14 protein-coding genes, 2 rRNA genes and 1 pseudogene are annotated in these 19971 nt (G+C 58.4%); 7 read left to right on the forward strand and 10 right to left on the reverse strand.

From position 1 onward, the window contains the following. The first annotated feature begins 3 nt into the window (after positions 1-3). The 6 genes from AC3ITY_RS23840 to AC3ITY_RS23865 are packed head-to-tail and all read left to right on the forward strand — an operon-like array spanning position 4 to position 7121. Positions 4-1446: a mannose-1-phosphate guanylyltransferase/mannose-6-phosphate isomerase gene (locus AC3ITY_RS23840; RefSeq protein WP_489305345.1), complete on the forward strand. Its 1443-nt coding sequence runs from the start codon at positions 4-6 to the stop codon at positions 1444-1446. Continuing rightward, positions 1447-2244 (forward strand): ABC transporter permease, encoded by a 798-nt coding sequence (locus AC3ITY_RS23845; protein WP_223454639.1) that lies wholly within the window; start codon positions 1447-1449, stop codon positions 2242-2244. After that, entirely contained in the window at positions 2244-3503 is a 1260-nt protein-coding gene (locus tag AC3ITY_RS23850) for an ABC transporter ATP-binding protein (RefSeq protein WP_489305346.1), read from the forward strand. Before AC3ITY_RS23845 ends, AC3ITY_RS23850 begins: the two co-directional genes overlap by 1 nt. Continuing rightward, on the forward strand, positions 3500-4876 hold the full coding sequence (locus tag AC3ITY_RS23855; RefSeq protein WP_489305347.1) for a glycosyltransferase family 4 protein: 1377 nt from the start codon (positions 3500-3502) through the stop codon (positions 4874-4876). The genes AC3ITY_RS23850 and AC3ITY_RS23855 overlap by 4 nt, the downstream gene beginning before the upstream one ends. Next, positions 4860-5990: a glycosyltransferase family 4 protein gene (locus AC3ITY_RS23860; protein WP_489305348.1), complete on the forward strand. Its 1131-nt coding sequence runs from the start codon at positions 4860-4862 to the stop codon at positions 5988-5990. Before AC3ITY_RS23855 ends, AC3ITY_RS23860 begins: the two co-directional genes overlap by 17 nt. Next, on the forward strand, positions 5991-7121 hold the full coding sequence (locus AC3ITY_RS23865; protein ID WP_489305350.1) for a glycosyltransferase family 4 protein: 1131 nt from the start codon (positions 5991-5993) through the stop codon (positions 7119-7121). Here the strand turns inward: AC3ITY_RS23865 and AC3ITY_RS23870 are convergent. From AC3ITY_RS23870 to AC3ITY_RS23900, 7 genes and pseudogenes are all read right to left on the reverse strand, one after another. Next, positions 7112-7243 (reverse strand): annotated as a pseudogene (locus tag AC3ITY_RS23870) (hypothetical protein); the annotation flags it as partial. The gene AC3ITY_RS23865 and the pseudogene AC3ITY_RS23870 sit on opposite strands and share 10 nt — an antisense overlap. Positions 7244-7261: 18 nt before the next feature. Next, positions 7262-8125, reverse strand: coding sequence for an amidohydrolase family protein (locus AC3ITY_RS23875; protein WP_489305351.1), 864 nt, complete (start codon positions 8123-8125; stop codon positions 7262-7264). A 28-nt stretch (positions 8126-8153) separates the two neighbouring features. Further along, positions 8154-9443: an MFS transporter gene (locus tag AC3ITY_RS23880; protein ID WP_489305352.1), complete on the reverse strand. Its 1290-nt coding sequence runs from the start codon at positions 9441-9443 to the stop codon at positions 8154-8156. Positions 9444-9576: 133 nt separating this feature from the next. Next, positions 9577-10308, reverse strand: coding sequence for a GntR family transcriptional regulator (locus AC3ITY_RS23885; RefSeq protein ID WP_489305353.1), 732 nt, complete (start codon positions 10306-10308; stop codon positions 9577-9579). A gap of 259 nt (positions 10309-10567) precedes the next feature. Further along, positions 10568-11497: a 2-hydroxyacid dehydrogenase gene (locus AC3ITY_RS23890; RefSeq protein WP_489305355.1), complete on the reverse strand. Its 930-nt coding sequence runs from the start codon at positions 11495-11497 to the stop codon at positions 10568-10570. Further along, positions 11494-12249 (reverse strand): class II aldolase/adducin family protein, encoded by a 756-nt coding sequence (locus tag AC3ITY_RS23895; RefSeq protein ID WP_489305357.1) that lies wholly within the window; start codon positions 12247-12249, stop codon positions 11494-11496. Before AC3ITY_RS23895 ends, AC3ITY_RS23890 begins: the two co-directional genes overlap by 4 nt. Beyond that, on the reverse strand, positions 12246-13547 hold the full coding sequence (locus AC3ITY_RS23900) for an MFS transporter (RefSeq protein ID WP_489305359.1): 1302 nt from the start codon (positions 13545-13547) through the stop codon (positions 12246-12248). Before AC3ITY_RS23900 ends, AC3ITY_RS23895 begins: the two co-directional genes overlap by 4 nt. Before the next feature lie 154 nt (positions 13548-13701). On the opposite strand from AC3ITY_RS23900, the gene AC3ITY_RS23905 reads away from it, so the two are divergent. Next, positions 13702-14661: a LysR family transcriptional regulator gene (locus AC3ITY_RS23905; protein ID WP_489305361.1), complete on the forward strand. Its 960-nt coding sequence runs from the start codon at positions 13702-13704 to the stop codon at positions 14659-14661. A 12-nt stretch (positions 14662-14673) separates the two neighbouring features. Here AC3ITY_RS23905 and mrdA read toward each other — a convergent pair whose 3' ends face one another. From mrdA to AC3ITY_RS23920, 3 genes are all read right to left on the reverse strand, one after another. Then, a complete protein-coding gene (mrdA, locus tag AC3ITY_RS23910) occupies positions 14674-16566 on the reverse strand; it encodes a penicillin-binding protein 2 (RefSeq protein WP_489305363.1) in 1893 nt (630 codons plus the stop codon). 203 nt (positions 16567-16769) lie between these two features. Continuing rightward, positions 16770-16885 (reverse strand): 5S ribosomal RNA (gene rrf, locus AC3ITY_RS23915). A 161-nt stretch (positions 16886-17046) separates the two neighbouring features. Continuing rightward, positions 17047-19940, reverse strand: a 23S ribosomal RNA gene (locus AC3ITY_RS23920). Positions 19941-19971: the final 31 nt, after the last annotated feature.

Genomic DNA, 19971 nt, shown 5'->3' on the forward strand with positions numbered 1-19971 from the left:
GCCATGCTGATTCCCGTGATTCTTTCCGGCGGTGCCGGGACCAGGTTGTGGCCGGTGTCGCGTGAAGGCCATCCCAAACAGTTCATGGCCTTGCCTGACGGCCAGTCGCTGCTGGGCAAGACCTATCGGCGTGCCGCGGACCTGCTCGACGGCTGGGGCGATATCGTCACGGTGACCAACCGCGAGTACTACTTCCAGAGCAAGGATCACTTTCGGGACGCGCACCTGGGCCGTCATCGCGGGCACTTCCTGCTGGAGCCGACGGGGCGCAATACGGCACCGGCCATTGCCGCCGCCGCCCTCTCCCTGCAGGCCCTGCATGGTGACGACGCGATCATGCTGGTCATGCCCGCCGACCACCTGATCGTCAATGTCGACGCACTGAAGGACGCTGTCGAGCATGCCGTGACATTGGCCAGGCGCGGTCACCTGGTGACCTTCGGTGTCGTGCCGACCGCTCCGGAAACCGGTTTTGGCTACATTGAAGCCGGCACATCGCTGGACGATAAAGGCGCGGCGAGCGTGCGGCGCTTCGTCGAAAAACCCGACCTGCAAACCGCGACTCATTACCTGGAAAGCGGCAACTTCCTGTGGAACTCCGGGATGTTCTGCTTCTCGGTCGCCAGCCTGCTGGCCGAACTGCAAATCCATGCTCCCGCCCTGCTGGAGCAGACGCAGACCTGCATGGCCGCTAGCGCTGCGGTGGAAAACGCGGGGAGCCTGCAACAGGAACTGTCGCCGGCCCTGTTTGGCGAAATCATGGATATTTCCATCGACTACGCGTTGATGGAACGCTCCGACAAGGTGGTCGTCGTGCCGGCCCGTTTCGACTGGAGCGACATCGGCTCCTGGGGGGCGGTGGCCGCGCTGGTACCGGCGGATGCACAAAACAACCGCGCCGTTGGCGAGTCGATTTTCATCGACAGCCACAACAATTTCGTCCAGAGCGAAAACCGTCTGGTCGCGACCGTGGGTGTGGATAACCTGATCATCGTCGACACCGCCGACGCGGTGCTGGTGGCCCACGCCGACCGCGCCCAGGATGTGCGCCGGGTGGCCAGGCAACTCAAGGATAAAGAGCACGAAGCCTATCGCCTGCACCGTACGGTCAGCCGGCCATGGGGCACCTACACCGTGCTGGAGGAAGGCCCACGCTTCAAGATCAAACGCATCGTGGTCAAGCCCGGCGCCAAGTTGTCGCTGCAGATGCACCACCATCGCAATGAACACTGGGTGGTGGTCGAAGGCATGGCCAAGGTCACCAACAATGGCACCGGCACTCATCTGGTGGCCAAGAACGAGTCGACCTTCATTGCCGCCGGTCACAAGCATCGCCTGGAGAATCCTGGCGTGATAGACCTTGTGATCATCGAAGTGCAAAGCGGCGAATACCTGGGAGAGGACGACATCGTCCGCTTCGAAGATCAATACGGCAGGACGGTTTGAATGCTGCGCAATCTTTATCAATCGCTGTGGAGTTACCGGGGTTTCATCTTCGGCAGTGTCAAACGGGAGTTTCAGGCGCGTTATCGCAACTCGCTGTTCGGTGCCTTGTGGACCGTACTCAATCCGCTGTCGATGATCCTGGTCTACACAGTGATCTTCTCCACCATCATGCGCGCCCGCTTGCCGGGCGTGGATGACGGGCTGGCCTACAGCGTCTACCTGTGCGCCGGCCTGCTGACCTGGGGCCTGTTCGCCGAGATCACGACGCGCAGCCAGAGCATGTTCCTGGAAAACGCCAACCTGCTGAAGAAAATCAGCTTCCCGCGCATCTGCCTGCCAGTCATCGTGCTGCTCAATGCCGGGATCAACTTCGCGATCATCCTGGGGTTGTTCCTCGGTTTCCTGCTGATCAGCGGGCGGCTGCCCGGCTTGGCGTTGCTGGCGCTGTTGCCGTTGCTGGTCCTGCAAGTGATCTTCGCCGCGGGGCTGGGGATGATTCTGGGCGTACTCAATGTGTTCTTTCGCGACGTCGGGCAGTTTTTCGGCATCTGCCTGCAGTTCTGGTTCTGGCTGACGCCGATCGTTTATCCGTTGTCGATCCTGCCGCCGGGTATCCAGCGCTTTATCGAGCTGAACCCGATGACGGCGCTGATGAACAGCTACCAGAACCTGTTTCTCTACAACCAATGGCCAGACTGGAACTCGCTGGTGCCGTTGCTGGTGATCGGCCTGTTGTTCTGTGGGATGGCGCTGCGGCTGTTCCGCCAGCGTGTCGGTGAAATGGTGGACGAGCTCTGATGGGACATATACGTGTCAGTGGCCTGGGCAAGGCCTACAAGCAGTACCCGAATCGCTGGAGCCGGCTGTTCGAATGGCTGGTACCGTTTTCCCGCACCCGACATCAACTGCACTGGGTGCTGCAAGGGGTCGATTTCGAGATTCAGCCGGGCGAAGCCGTGGGCATCGTCGGGGTCAACGGAGCCGGCAAAAGCACGCTGTTGAAGATGATCACCGGCACCACCCAGCCCACCTGCGGCGACATCCGGCTGCAAGGTCGCGTGGCAGCGCTGCTGGAGCTTGGCATGGGCTTCCACCCGGACTTCACCGGTCGGCAGAACACCTTCATGGCCGGGCAGTTGCTCGGCATGCAGGTAGAAGAAATCGAAGCACTGATGCCGCAGATCGAGAGCTTCGCCGAAATCGGCGAGGCCATCGACCATCCGGTTCGCACCTATTCCAGCGGCATGCAGATGCGCCTGGCGTTCAGCGTGGCCACCGCGAGGCGGCCCGACATCCTGATCGTCGATGAAGCGCTGTCCGTAGGTGACGCCTACTTCCAGCACAAAAGCTTTGATCGCATCCGCAACTTCCGCAAGGCCGGCACCACGTTGCTGATCGTGTCCCATGACCGCTCGGCGATCCAGTCGATCTGCGACACCGCCATCCTCCTGGAAAACGGGCGCATGGCCATGCGCGGCAAGCCCGAAGAAGTGATGGACTACTACAACGCCATGCTCGCCCAGCGCGAGGGCCAGACGGTGCGCCAGGAAATGCTCGCCAACGGGCAGGTGCAAACCATTTCCGGGACAGGCGAAGCGGGCATTCTCAGTGTCCGCCTGCTTGACCCCAAGGGCCGTTCGGTGGAGGTGGCTGAAGTCGGTCAGGCGATGGTCCTGGAAGTGCAGGTCGAGGTACGCCAAGACATCGAACGGCTGATTCTCGGTTTCATGATCAAGGATCGCCTCGGGCAGCCCATGTACGGCATCAATACCCACCGGGTCGACAAAGCCCTCACCGACCTGAGTGCCGGCGAACGCATCACCTACCGTTTTGCCTTCGACATGCGCCTGGGCAAGGGCAATTATTCGGTGGCCCTGAGCCTGTCGCGGCTGGATTCGCACCTGGATCGCAATTTCGAATGGCGTGACTACGGGCTGGTCTTCCACGTGATCAACAATCGCCAGGAAGACTTCGTGGGCTGCTCCTGGCTCGAAGCACAGACAAGCGTGACCCGTTCCAGTGAGAGTCGGGTGGAATCCATTGGGGAAACACGATGACCAGACTGTTGGTGGAATGTACCTACGTCTTCGAACACCCGGATGCCAACTCGGGCATTCAACGGGTCGTTCGTAATGTTATTCAGCAATTGCCGGCCGCAGACACCCAGCGTGAATGCATTCCGGTGGTGATGCTCAATGGCGCGTTGTTCGAGGTGAAAAGCCTGGCGCCCTTGCCGACCGTCAAAGTGGACCTGGTGAGCCTGCGGGTGAAGCTGGAACAGTTCGCCAATCTGTACTGGCTGCGCCATCGCGCACTGGAGCGGCGCCGTCCTTTCAGCACATCGAAGTTCGCCCGCCGGGTGCTTTATGTCGGTTGTCGCCTCACCGCGTTCGCCTGCCTGAGCCTGCCGATGCGCCTGCTCGATCGGGCACTCAAGGGCCAGAAGGTTCCCGAGCGCTGCGTGCCGTTGCAGCATCGCGCCGGCGATCAACTGGTGCTGCTGGATTCGTCCTGGCACGCCAACTTCTTCCCTCTGGCCGAGCAACTCAAGCGTGACGGGGTCGGCATCATTTCGGTCATCTACGACCTGATTCCCCTGACCCACCCGCAGTTCTGCGACGCAGGATTGGTGAAGGTGTTCAACGAATGGTTCGACTGGATAGCCCGCACCGCCGATGGTTATGTGGCGATCTCGACCACCATCCGCGACCAGGTTCGCCAGGAGATGACCCGCAGGATCGGCTCCACGCAGGTGCAGCAACGCTGGTTCGACTACTTTCACCTCGGCTCCGAACTCGACCTGACCGATGCCCGGTCCGCCGTCGACCCGGGGCTGCTGCAGATGTTCAAGACGCCGGACCCTGTGTTTCTGATGGTCAGCACCATCGAGCCGCGCAAGAACCATGCGTATCTGCTGGACGCGTTCGAGCGCGCCTGGGCGGCCGGATCCAAAGCCCGGTTGTGCATCGTCGGCAAGATTGGCTGGAAGTGCGAGGCGCTGATCGAGCGTATCCGCCAGCATCCACAATTGAACCAGCGCTTGTTCATGTTCAACACACTCTCGGACAAGAGCCTGGAACACGCCTATTCCCACGCGACATCGCTGGTGTTCCCCTCCTACGTCGAAGGGTTCGGTTTGCCGCTGGTGGAAGCCATGCAGCGAGGCCTGCCGGCCATGGCCAGCGACATCCCGGTGTTCCGCGAAATCGGTGGCGAGTACATGGCGTATTTCGACCTCGCCGCCCCGCAGAACCTGGCCGACCTGGTCACCGACATGGAAAGCGGCGGCGCATTTCCCGCCCCCCTCAACCTGGATAACTGGCGTTGGCTGAGCTGGCGCGAGGCGAGTGCGCAACTGGTCGGACGCATCCAGCGCAACCTGCACAGCGATGCGAAGGTGCCTGAGAGTCAGCATGCGCATTGCCCTTAACGCCCGCATCCTCCAGGCCCCGCGCACCGGCATCGGCCACTACGTTGCCGAACTGGCGAACGCCCTGGCAGGTGAGCCGGATATTGAACTGGCGCTGTTTCATGGCTGGGGCTGGAGTGCTGTGCTGCCTGAAGCGGCCATGCCCGGTTATTCCCGACTGACGCCATTGCTGCGGCAGATTCCGGGGGCCTATCAGGCCCGACGGTGGCTGGAGCAGAAACGCTTCGATCAAGGCCGCGGGCAAGCCATCGACCTTTACCACGAACCAAGTTTGTGGCCGCTGTCGTTCGACGGCCCGACCGTCATCACCCTGCATGACCTGACTCACCTGCACTATCCGCAAACGCAGCCACCGGCGCGCTTGCGAGAAATTGAACGGCGCGTGGCCGACGGCGTGCGACAGGCAAGCCTGATTCTTACCGTCTCGCAATACATTGCTGACGAAGCCCAGGCGCATTTCGGATTACCGGCCGAGCGATTTGTCGTCGCACCGCTGGGTGTAGCCGCGCGTTTTCACCCGCGGTCCCCTGAGGCTATCGACGCCGTACTCAAGACCCATGGCGTCGAAGCACGGGAATACTTCCTCTGTGTCGGTACCCTGGAACCGCGCAAGAATCTGTCCCTCGCCCTGCGCGCCCATGCCCGATTGCCGGAATCAGTCCGTCAGCGTTTTCCATTGCTGATCGTCGGTATGGCCGGCTGGCAGCGCGAGCAATTCAGCGAAGAATTGCACCAGGCCCTGGCCTGCGGTCATGTCTGTTTGCTCGGCTATCTGCCTGACGAGCACGTTGCGCAGCTGTTGGCCGGTGCCCGGGCATTGATTTTTCCGTCGCTTTACGAAGGTTTTGGCCTGCCGGTGCTGGAGGCCATGGCCTGCGGCACGCCGGTCATTCTGACCAGACGTTCGGCCATGCCCGAAGTGGCGGGCTCTGCGGGCAACTATGTTGAACCGGATGAAACCGACGGCTTGCGCGATGCAATGAGTCGTCTGATCGAAGATCTAGTGCATTGGCAGGCATGCCGAGAAGCCGGATTGCTACAGGCAAGGCTTTTTACCTGGGAACGCTGCGCGCAAGTCACGGCCAGCGCTTACCGCCAGGCAATGGGAGGTTGAATGCGAGTTCTTCATTTTTTCAAGACGTACCTGCCTGACTCGGTCGGCGGGATCGAACAAGTGATTTTCCAGTTGTGCGAAAGCGGTGCCCTGCACGGCGTTGAAGGCAAGGTGCTGACACTCAGTGCCGATCCGACACCGCCGGTGATGCAGATCGCCCAACATGAAGTCCATCGAGCCAGGCTCGACATTCAGTTCGCCTCCACCGGGTTTTCCTGGAGCGTCTTCAAACAGTTTCGCGAGCTGGCAGCCGAGGCCGACGTGGTCAATTACCACTTTCCATGGCCGTTCATGGACCTGGTACATTTCACCAGCGGCCTGAACAAACCCAGCGTGGTGACGTACCACTCGGACATTATCCGCCAGAAACAGCTGCTCAAACTTTACCGGCCGCTGATGAATCGCTTTCTGCACAGCGCCGACCGGATCGTCGCAGCATCACCCAATTACCTGCACACCAGTGATGTGCTGCAACAGTTTCAGGACAAGACCCGAGTGATTCCCTATGGACTGAACAAGGCAGGTTACCCACAGCCTGACAGTGATCGAACGGCCCACTGGCGACAAAAACTCGGCGACAAGTTTTTTCTGTTTGTCGGTGTGATGCGCTACTACAAAGGTTTGCACATCCTGCTCGACGCCCTGAAGGACCTGGATTACCCGACGGTGATTGTCGGTGCCGGCCCACTGGAAGTAGAACTGCATGCCCAGGCGGCTGCCTTGGGTTTACGCAATGTTCACTTCCTCGGGCGTCTGGGGGACGAGGACAAAGTGGCGCTGTTGCAACTGAGCTACGCCATCGTGTTCCCATCGCACCTGCGCTCCGAAGCATTCGGCATTTCGCTGCTGGAAGGCGCGATGTATGGCAAACCGATGATCTCCAGTGAGATTGGCACCGGCACCAGTTACATCAACATCCATAACAAGACCGGACTCGTGGTGCCGCCGAGCAATCCATCGGCGTTTCGTGAGGCGATGCGTACGCTTTGGGAAAACCCGGTGCTGGCGGCGAAAATGGGCGAGAAGGCGCAGGCCCGCTATCAAAATCTGTTCACCGCGGACGAAATGGGTCGCAAATGGGCGTCCTTGTATGAGGAACTGCTGGAAGAAAAAGCCCTCACCTACGCATGAGGCTTCATCCACTCCAACGCACGTGACACGTTGTTTTCGAACAGGGAGCCGTGTTGTCCTTTCCATTCCTGCAGCGTTTTGTGATTGCCGCCTTTGGTTTCGACGACTTCGCCAGTGCGTGGAACTTGACAGCCCTTTACTTAATCGACGGGAATCAACAGCTCACAGTCAGAATGAAGTCCGAATAACTCTCCAGGCGCTTCCACTAGCAACGACCGCATAAGCCGAGTCGAACACTCCAACGCTTGAAACTGCTCTACTACCGTACCGAAACTAATGCTGTCTTCATGCTGGGTGTGTGGCCAATCGCTGCCCCACACCAGACGGCGAAGACCAAAACTCTGCACCAGTAGCGGTAATGCCGCCCGAGCGAATTTCAAGTTCTGTTGCGGCGTACCTGCAAGCCGGTAGATACCGGAAACCTTCATCCATACCTGCCCGCTCAGTCCCAGTTCCAGCAACTCGGAAAAACCCGGCTGATCAATGTCCAAACGCGCATCCGGGCGGCCGAAGTGATCGATGACCAGCTTGATGCCGAACGGAATCAATTGACGAATCAGTCCCGGCAAATCTTCCATTTGTCGATGCAACTCAACATGCCAGTCCAGTTCAGCGATGTGACCGAAGAAGTCTTGCCAGGCCGAGTCACGAAAATCAGGCAAGGCTTTACCCATCAGGTTCAAGCGAACACCCACCACACCCAGTAGAGCCATGTCGTTCAACGCGTCCGGGCTTATGTCTTGCTCCAGCACCACGACCCCTCGTAACTGCATCGGCGCCTGTCGCAACGCCGCCAGCAGGTAGCTGTTGTCGGTACCGAGAAAGCTCGGCTGCACCAATACGCCATGACTCAGGCCATGGGTTTGCAAGTGCTTCAGGTACTGCACAAGCGTGGCGTCGTAGCCCGGGGTATAGCGTCGAGCAGCGGCCAGGTTAAGCTCACGGCTAAACACGTGAGCATGGGAATCGATGCCGGTGATCGGCGTTGAACAGGTATCAGGCATGGCTTTCATCATTCGAAGGTAAGAGTCATCAGGCCCGCGCGCTTTCGTTGCCGTTGACCGTGGCTTGTACCGATTCACTCGTGGCTTCGAGGGCACGACCACGGGTTTCCGGCAGGCAAAGTGCCGCGATCACGGCCACGCCATAGGCAATCCCTGCGTCGATACCAATCGCAGACCCCAAGGACATGGAGTCGCTCATGTGACCGACCAGGAACGGGAAGACCGCAGAGAGCACTCGGCCAAAGTTGTAGCAGAAACCTACACCGGCGCCACGCACGTCCGCTGGGTACAGCTCGTTGAACAGCGCCCCGAGGCTTGCCGGGATGCCTGCCGCGAAAAAGCCGAGCGGGAAGCCCAGGAACAGCATCTGGGTATTGGTCAGCGGCAGGAACACATAACACTGCACGGTGACGACACAGCACAACGCGAACAGCACGATGTTTTTGCGACGGCCAATGCGGTCGATCAAAAATCCACTGACCAAGCATCCACACCAAAAGGCGAAGATGATCACCGCGAGGTAACCGCCAGAGTTCAGCACCGAGAGGTTACGTTCAGTCTTGAGGAACGTCGGCAGCCAGGTCATCACCGCGTGGTAACCACCGTGCGCGCCCAAGCCCAACAGACCACCAAACAGCGTCACGCGGATCAGTTCAGGACGGAAGATGCCGGCCAGGGACTTGAAGAAACTTTGCGGGATGGCGTTGTCTTTTTGCAGGCGCTGGAAACTGTCAGGTTCCTCAACATTGCGCCGTACCCAGATGATCAGGAACGACGGCAGCAAACCAACGATAAACATCACACGCCAGGCCATGTCTTGCGGCACGAACGAATAAATCAGCGCAAATACCCCAACCGCCAGGCCCCAACCCACGGCCCAGGCGCTTTGCACCGTGCCCATCACCTTGCCACGAAATTTAGGGTTGATCGTCTCGGCCATCAGTACCGCGCCGGCGGCCCATTCACCACCAATACCGAAGCCTTGCAGTGCTTTGACAATCAACAACTGATGGAATCCAGTGACGAACGCGGACAGAAAGGTGAAGAACGAGAACCACAAAATCATCCATTGCAGTGTGCGTACCCGACCATAGCGGTCGGACAATGTCCCCCCTACCCAGCCGCCGATGGCCGAGGTGACTAGCGTGACTCCACTGATCAGCCCTGCATCCCCTTTGGTCAAAGCGAATGCGGCGATCAACGCCGGAATCGCCAAGCCGAACATTTGTACTTCCAATGCGTCGAGCGACCATCCGCCGAAGCAGGCCCAAAACGTTTTGCGCTCCCGAGGAGTGACTTGGCGATACCAGCTGAACATGTTTCTTATCCTTATAAGTGGAACGTAAGGCAGCCGAGAGCGAACCGCACCGCTACAGGGCCAGTTTTGGCAATCAAACAGGAAACCAGCGGCGACTTACTCGCCGCTCAACGATTCGCTACACAGGTATGGGTCAGCGAATATCCACGCTGTAGCGGAAGTGTTCCGCATGCCCGCGAGAGCGACGCCACTCCAGTGGTGCACCGGCGTAATCGCGAGCCAGTCGCTCAATCACTACCACCGGACTGTTGACCGGTACCTGCAGCAATCGAGCATGCACGTCATTCACCGATTCAGCGGTGAGTGTCTCTTCGGCGTAGGCGACGACCTGACCGCAGATTTCTTCGTAGATCGGATAAAGCAGTGGCCCTTTGCGGCTGAGGTCAATTTCCAGCAGCGCTTGAAAGCGGTTACGCGGCAACCAGATTTCTTCTGCGAGCACAGGCTGAACCTCCAGCAAACGCAAACGAACGATACGGATAACCGGCGAATCGAGGGGCAGCCCCAGTGCCTGAGCTACTGCCGAGGGTGCGACTACCGGCTCGATGGACAGAATGCGGCTCTCCGGTACCTGGCGCTCGCCGGCAGCGGTTTGAAAACGAAAGAAGCGAAACAGCGATGACTGAAACTGCGGTCGACGAATGAAAGTGCCCCGGCCTTGTTGACGCTCAAGAATGCCCTCACTGACCAATGAATCCACCGCTTTACGCACGGTGCCAGTGGACAGTTGGTACTCCGCTGAAAGCGCGGCCTCCGTAGGAATGGCCTCTCCCGGACGCCAGCGATTGTTAGCGATCTGTTCAACCAAGTGGTCACGCAGGCGTTGGTAAAGCGGCAGGCGAGCATCACTGGAAAGAGAGTTCATCGACTTTATTCACCTTGTTATCTAGTCATCTATATGAATCTTGGGGCGAGTATTTCCCCAGACGACTTAGCTGTCAAGATGGATCAACGCATGTTGCTGACGAATGGTGGTTGCCGGCTTTGGATTCGACGGTTGGAGCGCGACGGCCCGCTTGTTTTGACTGGCAGTAAAACGGTTGAGGCGAAGGTCGTTGTTATGGCTCGCCCAACCAGGTGGGCGAGTTTGCAAGGCACAACTTATAGGTGGATTGACGTTACGTTTAATAACCCAGCAATCGGTCGGCACAGTTCAATAACTGTTCGCCGCTATCCAGGCGCCGGAAGTTCTCCGCCACCTGCACGGCAATACAGTCATGGGAGGCCGCTGAAGCCATGTGCGGGGTGATGGTGACACCGGGCATTGTCCAGAGCCGGCTATCGACCGGCAGCGGTTCCTGTTCGAAGACATCCAGCAAGGCGCCGCGCAATTGCCCGCTCGCCAATGCCTGTTCAAGGTCATCGATGTTCAAATGACCGCCCCGGCCACAGTTGACCAGTGCCGCGCCGTTGGCGAGCTGCTCGAAAGTGGCTCGTCCGAGAATCCCGCGGGTTTCGCTGGTGAGGGGCAACAGGTTGATCAGTAACTCGACGCCGTCGAGAAACGGATGCAACGCATCAGCCCCGGCGAAGGTGCGCACACCCGGCAAGTCCTTGCCGCGCCGTGCCCAGCCGCGCACGTCGTAACCGGCTGCGAGCAGATCCAGAGCAATCGCACTGCCCAGCGATCCGAGCCCCATCACACCGACCTTGAACTGCCCCGCCGCCCGTTGCAGCGGCCGCTCCCAGCGTTGCTCCCGCTGTTGCGACAACACCTGATCGAAACCGCGGTGATAGTGAATCACCGCCCAGCGCACGTACTCGGTCATGCCCTGGCGATGGCCTGGGTCGACCACACGACAAATCGGCAGGTCCGGGCATGACGGATCGTGATCGAGGTGATCGATACCGGCGGCTACCGAGTGAATCACCTGCAGGTTCGGCAATGCACCGAGACTGCCCGGCAACGGAAACCAGCACGCGGCCATCTGTGCATTGGCGGCCCGGGGATCATCGGCCAGCACGGTGGTGAGTTGCGGCGCACTGCGGGCAAACGCCGCCTGCAATTGCTTGAGCAGCAAGGTGTCGCGAGACAACAGAACCACAGTGTTCATGACAGATAGGACTCGCGCTGGGATTCGATCAGGGTCAGGGCGGCCTCCCAGGCCAGGTCGATGATGTTGTCCTGCTCATCACGGTCAAACTGCTCGGCGGTGTGCGCGCACACTTCCGGCGACGGGTAATGCAATGCCGAACCACCGGCCAGCGCCTGCACCTGGGCCTGGCAGGCGCGTTCCAGAAAGTGGATTTCCTGGAACGCCTGGGCCACGCCCGAACCACCCACCAGCAATCCGTGGTTGCGCAGAATCATCGCCCGGTGCGGGCCGAGGTCGGCAATCAACCGCTCGCGCTCATCCAGCGACAGCGCGATGCCTTCGTAGGTGTGATAGGCCAGCTTGCCGTAGAACTTCAGCGCGTGCTGAGTGATCGGCAGCAAGCCCTGCTTCTGCGCCGCGACCGCCATGCCGGCCGCCGTGTGGGTGTGGATCACACAGTTCAGGTCCGGACGCGCCATGTGGATCGCCGAGTGAATCACGAAGCCGGCGGCGTTGACCCGATGGCCTGTGTACTCCGGGTCGACCACCCGCCCATCCTGGTCGATGCGCACCAGGTCCGAGGCGCGCATGCGGTCGAAGATCACCCCGTAGCGGTTGATCAGAAAATGATGCTCAGGCCCCGGAATCCGCAGGGTGATGTGGGTGTCGATCAGGTCGGTCATGCGAAAGTGTGCGACCAGTCGATACAGCGCAGCCAGTTCGCAACGGGCTTGCCATTCAACCGGGTCGATGTGTGCAGGTTTACTCACGAATACACCTCTTTAGCAGCGTGGGTGACGACCGGGTTGGCGCGCAGGCGGGCCAGGCCGCAAACACCGATCAGGGACAGGGCCGAGAGCAGGGTGAAGAACACCGCCAGCGGCAACCATTGTCCGGAAAACTTGCTGGCCAGCAGGGTGCCGATCAGCGGCGTGGTGCCGCCGGCCACGGCGCAAGCCAATTGGTAGGCGATGGAAATGCCCGAGTAGCGCAGGTGCACCGGGAAGGCCTGGGTCATGTAGCCAGCGATCACCGCGTACAGCGCCGAGAGAATCACCACCGCCAGGGCAATGCCGGCTGTCATGAACACAATGTCCTGCGTGCCTACCAGCAGGAACATCGGATATGGCGTGACCATGCACAGTAGCGCGACCCATTTGAGAAAACGACCTTCGCCGATACGTTCGGCGATCAGCGCCGAGAGCGGTTGCGAGAGCAACTGGATGACGGTCACCAGAAACAGGCAATCGAGAATCGTCGAACGGGCAATGCCCTGGTATTGGGTGACATAGGTGATCATGAAGGTGTTGGTGAAGAAGAACCCGGCCGAGCCGATGGTCACGGCAGCAGCGGCGAACAGGATCTGCCGCCAGCAGGTGCGGATCACCTCCATCACAGGGTATTTGGCGGTCTCGTTGTTGTCCCTGGCCTTGGCGAATTCCGGCGACTCGTGAACGCCGGAGCGGATCAACAGGCCGACCATCATCAACACGCCGCTGGCGAGGAACGGCAGGCGCCAACCCCAGGCGAGGAACTCCTCAGGCTCAAGGGACGTCACCAGTCGGAAAGCGATCAGTGCCAGCAACAATCCGGCGGGACTGCCGAGCTGGGCGAACGACGCATAGAACGTCTTGCGCTTGGCCGGCGCATGTTCGCTGGCCATCAACACCGCCCCACCCCACTCGCCACCGACCGAAATGCCCTGGATCAAACGCAGCGTGATCAGCCCGACGGGGGCCCAGATGCCGGCGCTGGCATAGCTCGGCAGCAGGCCAATGCCCGCGGTGGCGATGCCCATCAAGGCCATGGTCACCAACAGCATCCTCTTGCGCCCGAGACGATCGCCCAGATGACCGAACACCATCCCGGCCATCGGCCGCGCAATAAACCCGACAGCGAAACTGCCGAACGCCGCGAGGGTACTCATGACCGGGTCGCTGCTGGGGAAGAACACTTGCCCAAGGACCAGCGCCGCCGCGGTGGCGTAGATGTAGAAGTCGTAGAACTCGATGGTCGTGCCAATGAAGGCAGCGGCCGCGGCTCGGCGCGGTTGGGGAGTAGTGTGCATGCAAGGACCCTGTGTACTTATAGTTTTTGGGCAGGTGTTAAGGCTGATGACGGTGCACTCTATGGCGCTTGTGGGCTTTATCGCTTCCATGCCAGGATTAGTCAATTTTCAAATCCTTATCTTTACTATTAGCACTGCTACTGCATGAGGTTTTATGCCTTCCATTTCCAACCCGTGGGTCGGCCGGCGCTTTCTCAATGACCGCCTCGACTGGAACCTGCTGCGCACCTATCTGGTCATCGGCCAGGAAGGCAGCATGAGCCGCGCCGCAGCGCGACTGCATATCACCCAGTCGGCCGTCAGCCAGGCGTTGAAACGACTGGAAGAACAACTGGAATGCGTGTTGATTGCCCGCAGCGGGCGACGATTTGACCTGACGGAAACCGGGGAAGAAGTCCTACGCATAGCGGCGGATATCTATGGGGACATTTCACGCCTGGGGACGGTGGTGGAGAGCCGTCACGACGACGTGGTGGGCAAGATCCGCATCCTCACCGTCAGCGGTGTGCAGGCACGGCATTACGATGATTTCCTCGCGGATTTCCATGAAACCCATCCGAAAATCGAGCTGGAAGTCGAGGTGATGGGCAGTTCGAACATCATCAGTTCGCTGTTGCAAAAGACTGCGACCATCGGCGTTGGCCTGTGCCGCTTGCCACAGCCGCGGCTGGAACAACGGGTATTGTTTCGAGAGACGTATGCTTACTTTTGTGGCCAGCGTCACCGGCTGTTCGGGCAAGAGAACCTGGCCCTGGACCAACTGGCGGCGGAAAATTTTGTCAGCTTCACCAGCGATCAATTGGGCGGCAATCTTTCACCCCTGACGCTGTTCCGCGACCAGCAAGGTTTCACCGGCAAAATCGTCGCCTCTTCCACCAGTTTCGAAGAGATTTACCGCTTGATCTGCGCGGGTTATGGCATCGGCGCCTTGCCCACCCATCTGGTGCGCCGGGATGTCGAGCAAGGTCTGCTCTGGCGCTTGCCGCCGGAAGACGGGGTGGTGGATTTCGATATCCAGCTGTTGTGGAATCGCGAACAGAAGATGAGCCAGGCCGAAACGGTGTTCCTCGAGAGCTTCCAGCACATGCTCAGCATCCGTGAGCCTGTGCTGTGAAGCCATGCGGGTTCAGACGTGAGGATCGCCCGGTGCCTTGCTCGGCGCTGCGTACTGCGGCTTGAGGTGGCCGTCCTGATCGAGTAGCCAGGCGTCCATGATCTCCCGCACGACCGGTCCGGCAACGCGCCCACCGGCCTCGCCGTTTTCGATCATCACCGAAATCACAATCTTCGGGTGCTCGGCCGGGGCGAAACCGACGAACAAGGCATTGTCGCGGTTACGCTCGCGGGTTTTCTCCCGGTTGTAACGTTCGCCCTGCTTGATCGCCACCACTTGCGCAGTACCACTCTTGCCGGCAATACGGTACTGCGCCCCCGCCGCAGCGGCCCGGGCAATCCCGCGGGCATCGTGCATCACCATCTGCATGCCATGGTTGACCTGCTCCCAGTCGCGAGGGTCCTTGAGCAGAATGTTCGGCATCGGATGTTCATCCACCGGCGCGACACCGTCCACGGTTTTGGCCAGGTGCGGGCGATTCCACACGCCTTTGTTGGCAATCAGCGCCGTGGCCTGGGCCAACTGCAGCGGCGTGACCTGCATGTAGCCCTGGCCGATGCCGAGAATCACCGTCTCGCCCGGGAACCAGGCCTGGCGACGGGTGGCACGCTTCCAGGCTTGGGATGGCATCAGGCCGGGGGATTCTTCATTCATGTCCAGGGAGACTTTCTCACCCAGTCCGAACATGGCCATGTAGTCGTGCAGGCGATCGATACCAAGCTTGTGTGCCAGGTCATAGAAGTAGGTGTCGTTGGAACGCATGATCGCCGCATCCATATCCACCCAGCCGTCGCCGCTGTGGTTCCAGTTGCGGTACTTGTGATCGAAATCCGGCAGTTGGTAATAACCGGGGTCGAACACACGGGTCTGTGGCGTGACGACACCGGCATCGAGGCCGGCGATTGCCACTTCCGGCTTGATGGTCGAACCCGGCGCATAGAGACCGCGCAGCACACGGTTGAACAGCGGTCGGTCGATGGAGTCCCGTAGCGTCGAGTACTCCTTGGAGCTGATACCGGTGACGAACAGATTCGGATCGAAACTCGGGTTGCTGACCATGGCCAGCACTTCACCGGTCGACGGATCCAGCGCGACCACCGAACCACGGCGATCACCCAGGGCTTGTTCGGCGGCCTCCTGAAGCTTGACGTCGAGGCTCAGGACAATGTTTTCGCCGGGCACCGGGTCAGTGTGCTTGAGCACTCGCAGCACGCGGCCCTGGGCATTGGTTTCGACTTCCTCATAACCGACATGGCCGTGCAGTTGCGTCTCGTAGAATTTTTCGATCCCGGTCTTGCCGATGGATTGGGTACCTCGGTACTCGACGTTATCCAGAGCCTTTGACTCTTTCTCGTTGATTCGTCCGACGTAGCCGACCGAATGAGCGAAGTGCTCGCCCAACGGATAGTGTCGAACGAACTGCGGCTCTACATCAAGGCCCGGCAGGCGGAACTCGTTGACGGCGAGTACGGCAATTTGCTCTTCGCTCAGCTCATAGAACAACGTCACGGGGACGAACGGATGACGTGCCTGCTTCATCGCCTTGTCGAACTGCGAACGGTCTTCAGCAGGCAAGTGCAGGAGATTGACTACCTCGTCCAACTCTTCGTTTATATCGGAAGCACGTTCGCGAGTGATGGTCAGGTTGTAGCTGGGACGGTTGTCTGCGAGAAGTACGCCGTTGCGGTCATAGATCAACCCGCGGGTAGGCGTAATCGGCAGGACGTGGACGCGGTTGTTTTCGGAGATGGTCGAGTGATAGTCGAACTCGACTACTTGCAGGACATACATGCGCACTACCAGCGCACAGGTGACAGCGGCAACGAACAAGCCGCAGGCCATCAGCCTTTTATTGACCAGGCGTGTCTCTTTCTCGTGGTCCTTGATGGGTATCGGTTCGGGCACTTGTGCAGCAACTCTTTGAAAAGAATGCCGATCCGTGGGCGCAAACTCAGTCCATTAAAAATGAGCTGCACCTTAGCAAAACCGTTGGGTCATGTTCGTGTGATTTTTTTTACAATTGACCTTGTAGGAGCGAGCTCGCTCCTACAAGGCGGACAAAAACAAAACCCCTACCTGCATACGCAGATAGGGGTTTCGGAATTTAATCTTGACGATGACCTACTCTCACATGGGGAAACCCCACACTACCATCGGCGATGCATCGTTTCACTGCTGAGTTCGGGATGGGATCAGGTGGTTCCAACGCTCTATGGTCGTCAAGAAATTCGGGTACTGAGTCGTGACCGGTTGGCCTCGCTTCAGCAAATTGGGTATGTGACAGCTTTCGGTGTTTTGTGAGTATCTCGAACTTTCGGTTCGTTTCGTCTTCACACACCGCAATCTGATGCCTCTTTCGAAGTAAGCAAATTGCTTGGGTGTTATATGGTCAAGCCTCACGGGCAATTAGTATTGGTTAGCTCAACGCCTCACAGCGCTTACACACCCAACCTATCAACGTCGTAGTCTTCGACGGCCCTTCAGGGGACTCAAGGTCCCAGTGAGATCTCATCTTGAGGCAAGTTTCCCGCTTAGATGCTTTCAGCGGTTATCTTTTCCGAACATAGCTACCCGGCAATGCCACTGGCGTGACAACCGGAACACCAGAGGTTCGTCCACTCCGGTCCTCTCGTACTAGGAGCAGCCCCTCTCAAATCTCAAACGTCCACGGCAGATAGGGACCGAACTGTCTCACGACGTTCTAAACCCAGCTCGCGTACCACTTTAAATGGCGAACAGCCATACCCTTGGGACCGGCTTCAGCCCCAGGATGTGATGAGCCGACATCGAGGTGCCAAACACCGCCGTCGATATGAACTCTTGGGCGGTATCAGCCTGTTATCCCCGGAGTACCTTTTATCCGTTGAGCGATGGCCCTTCCATACAGAACCACCGGATCACTAAGACCTACTTTCGTACCTGCTCGACGTGTCTGTCTCGCAGTCAAGCGCGCTTTTGCCTTTATACTCTACGACCGATTTCCGACCGGTCTGAGCGCACCTTCGTACTCCTCCGTTACTCTTTAGGAGGAGACCGCCCCAGTCAAACTACCCACCATACACTGTCCTCGATCCGGATAACGGACCTGAGTTAGAACCTCAAAGTTGCCAGGGTGGTATTTCAAGGTTGGCTCCACGCGAACTGGCGTCCACGCTTCAAAGCCTCCCACCTATCCTACACAAGCAAATTCAAAGTCCAGTGCAAAGCTATAGTAAAGGTTCACGGGGTCTTTCCGTCTAGCCGCGGATACACTGCATCTTCACAGCGATTTCAATTTCACTGAGTCTCGGGTGGAGACAGCGCCGCCATCGTTACGCCATTCGTGCAGGTCGGAACTTACCCGACAAGGAATTTCGCTACCTTAGGACCGTTATAGTTACGGCCGCCGTTTACCGGGGCTTCGATCAAGAGCTTCGCGTTAGCTAACCCCATCAATTAACCTTCCGGCACCGGGCAGGCGTCACACCCTATACGTCCACTTTCGTGTTTGCAGAGTGCTGTGTTTTTAATAAACAGTCGCAGCGGCCTGGTATCTTCGACCGGCGTGGGCTTACGGAGCAAGTCCTTCACCCTCACCGGCGCACCTTCTCCCGAAGTTACGGTGCCATTTTGCCTAGTTCCTTCACCCGAGTTCTCTCAAGCGCCTTGGTATTCTCTACCCAACCACCTGTGTCGGTTTGGGGTACGGTTCCTGGTTACCTGAAGCTTAGAAGCTTTTCTTGGAAGCATGGCATCAACCACTTCGTGTTCCAAAGGAACACTCGTCATCAGCTCTCGGCCTTGGAATCCCGGATTTACCTAAGATTCCAGCCTACCACCTTAAACTTGGACAACCAACGCCAAGCTGGCCTAGCCTTCTCCGTCCCTCCATCGCAATAACCAGAAGTACAGGAATATTAACCTGTTTTCCATCGACTACGCTTTTCAGCCTCGCCTTAGGGACCGACTAACCCTGCGTCGATTAACGTTGCGCAGGAAACCTTGGTCTTTCGGCGTGGGTGTTTTTCACACCCATTGTCGTTACTCATGTCAGCATTCGCACTTCTGATACCTCCAGCAAGCTTCTCAACTCACCTTCACAGGCTTACAGAACGCTCCTCTACCGCATCACCCGAAGGTGATACCCGTAGCTTCGGTGTATGGTTTGAGCCCCGTTACATCTTCCGCGCAGGCCGACTCGACTAGTGAGCTATTACGCTTTCTTTAAAGGGTGGCTGCTTCTAAGCCAACCTCCTAGCTGTCTAAGCCTTCCCACATCGTTTCCCACTTAACCATAACTTTGGGACCTTAGCTGACGGTCTGGGTTGTTTCCCTTTTCACGACGGACGTTAGCACCCGCCGTGTGTCTCCCATGCTCGGCACTTGTAGGTATTCGGAGTTTGCATCGGTTTGGTAAGTCGGGATGACCCCCTAGCCGAAACAGTGCTCTACCCCCTACAGTGATACATGAGGCGCTACCTAAATAGCTTTCGAGGAGAACCAGCTATCTCCGAGCTTGATTAGCCTTTCACTCCGATCCACAGGTCATCCGCTAACTTTTCAACGGTAGTCGGTTCGGTCCTCCAGTTAGTGTTACCCAACCTTCAACCTGCCCATGGATAGATCGCCCGGTTTCGGGTCTATTCCCAGCGACTAGACGCCCTATTAAGACTCGCTTTCGCTACGCCTCCCCTATTCGGTTAAGCTCGCCACTGAAAATAAGTCGCTGACCCATTATACAAAAGGTACGCAGTCACCCAACAAAGTGGGCTCCCACTGCTTGTACGCATACGGTTTCAGGATCTATTTCACTCCCCTCTCCGGGGTTCTTTTCGCCTTTCCCTCACGGTACTAGTTCACTATCGGTCAGTCAGTAGTATTTAGCCTTGGAGGATGGTCCCCCCATATTCAGACAAAGTTTCTCGTGCTCCGTCCTACTCGATTTCATGACCAAGAGATTTTCGCGTACAGGGCTATCACCCACTATGGCCGCACTTTCCAGAGCGTTCCGCTAATCTCAAAGCCACTTAAGGGCTAGTCCCCGTTCGCTCGCCACTACTAAGGGAATCTCGGTTGATTTCTTTTCCTCAGGGTACTTAGATGTTTCAGTTCCCCTGGTTCGCCTCTTGCACCTATGTATTCAGTACAAGATAACCATCTTATGATGGCTGGGTTCCCCCATTCAGACATCTCCGGATCAAAGTCTGTTTGCCGACTCCCCGAAGCTTTTCGCAGGCTACCACGTCTTTCATCGCCTCTGACTGCCAAGGCATCCACCGTATGCGCTTCTTCACTTGACCATATAACCCCAAGCAATCTGGTTATACTATG

The organism is Pseudomonas sp. GL_091 (assembly GCF_057837725.1).

Bases quoted from the DNA above. Each gene is read 5' to 3' on its own strand.
- AC3ITY_RS23860 (WP_489305348.1), top strand. From the start codon at position 4,860: ATGCGCATTGCCCTTAACGCCCGCATCCTCCAGGCCCCGCGCACCGGC.
- AC3ITY_RS23855 (WP_489305347.1), top strand. From the start codon at position 3,500: ATGACCAGACTGTTGGTGGAATGTACCTACGTCTTCGAACACCCGGAT.
- AC3ITY_RS23845 (WP_223454639.1), top strand. From the start codon at position 1,447: ATGCTGCGCAATCTTTATCAATCGCTGTGGAGTTACCGGGGTTTCATC.
- AC3ITY_RS23865 (WP_489305350.1), top strand. From the start codon at position 5,991: ATGCGAGTTCTTCATTTTTTCAAGACGTACCTGCCTGACTCGGTCGGC.
- AC3ITY_RS23875 (WP_489305351.1), bottom strand. From the start codon at position 8,125: ATGCCTGATACCTGTTCAACGCCGATCACCGGCATCGATTCCCATGCT.
- AC3ITY_RS23905 (WP_489305361.1), top strand. From the start codon at position 13,702: ATGCCTTCCATTTCCAACCCGTGGGTCGGCCGGCGCTTTCTCAATGAC.
- AC3ITY_RS23890 (WP_489305355.1), bottom strand. From the start codon at position 11,497: ATGAACACTGTGGTTCTGTTGTCTCGCGACACCTTGCTGCTCAAGCAA.
- AC3ITY_RS23885 (WP_489305353.1), bottom strand. From the start codon at position 10,308: ATGAACTCTCTTTCCAGTGATGCTCGCCTGCCGCTTTACCAACGCCTG.
- AC3ITY_RS23840 (WP_489305345.1), top strand. From the start codon at position 4: ATGCTGATTCCCGTGATTCTTTCCGGCGGTGCCGGGACCAGGTTGTGG.
- AC3ITY_RS23900 (WP_489305359.1), bottom strand. From the start codon at position 13,547: ATGCACACTACTCCCCAACCGCGCCGAGCCGCGGCCGCTGCCTTCATT.
- AC3ITY_RS23880 (WP_489305352.1), bottom strand. From the start codon at position 9,443: ATGTTCAGCTGGTATCGCCAAGTCACTCCTCGGGAGCGCAAAACGTTT.
- AC3ITY_RS23850 (WP_489305346.1), top strand. From the start codon at position 2,244: ATGGGACATATACGTGTCAGTGGCCTGGGCAAGGCCTACAAGCAGTAC.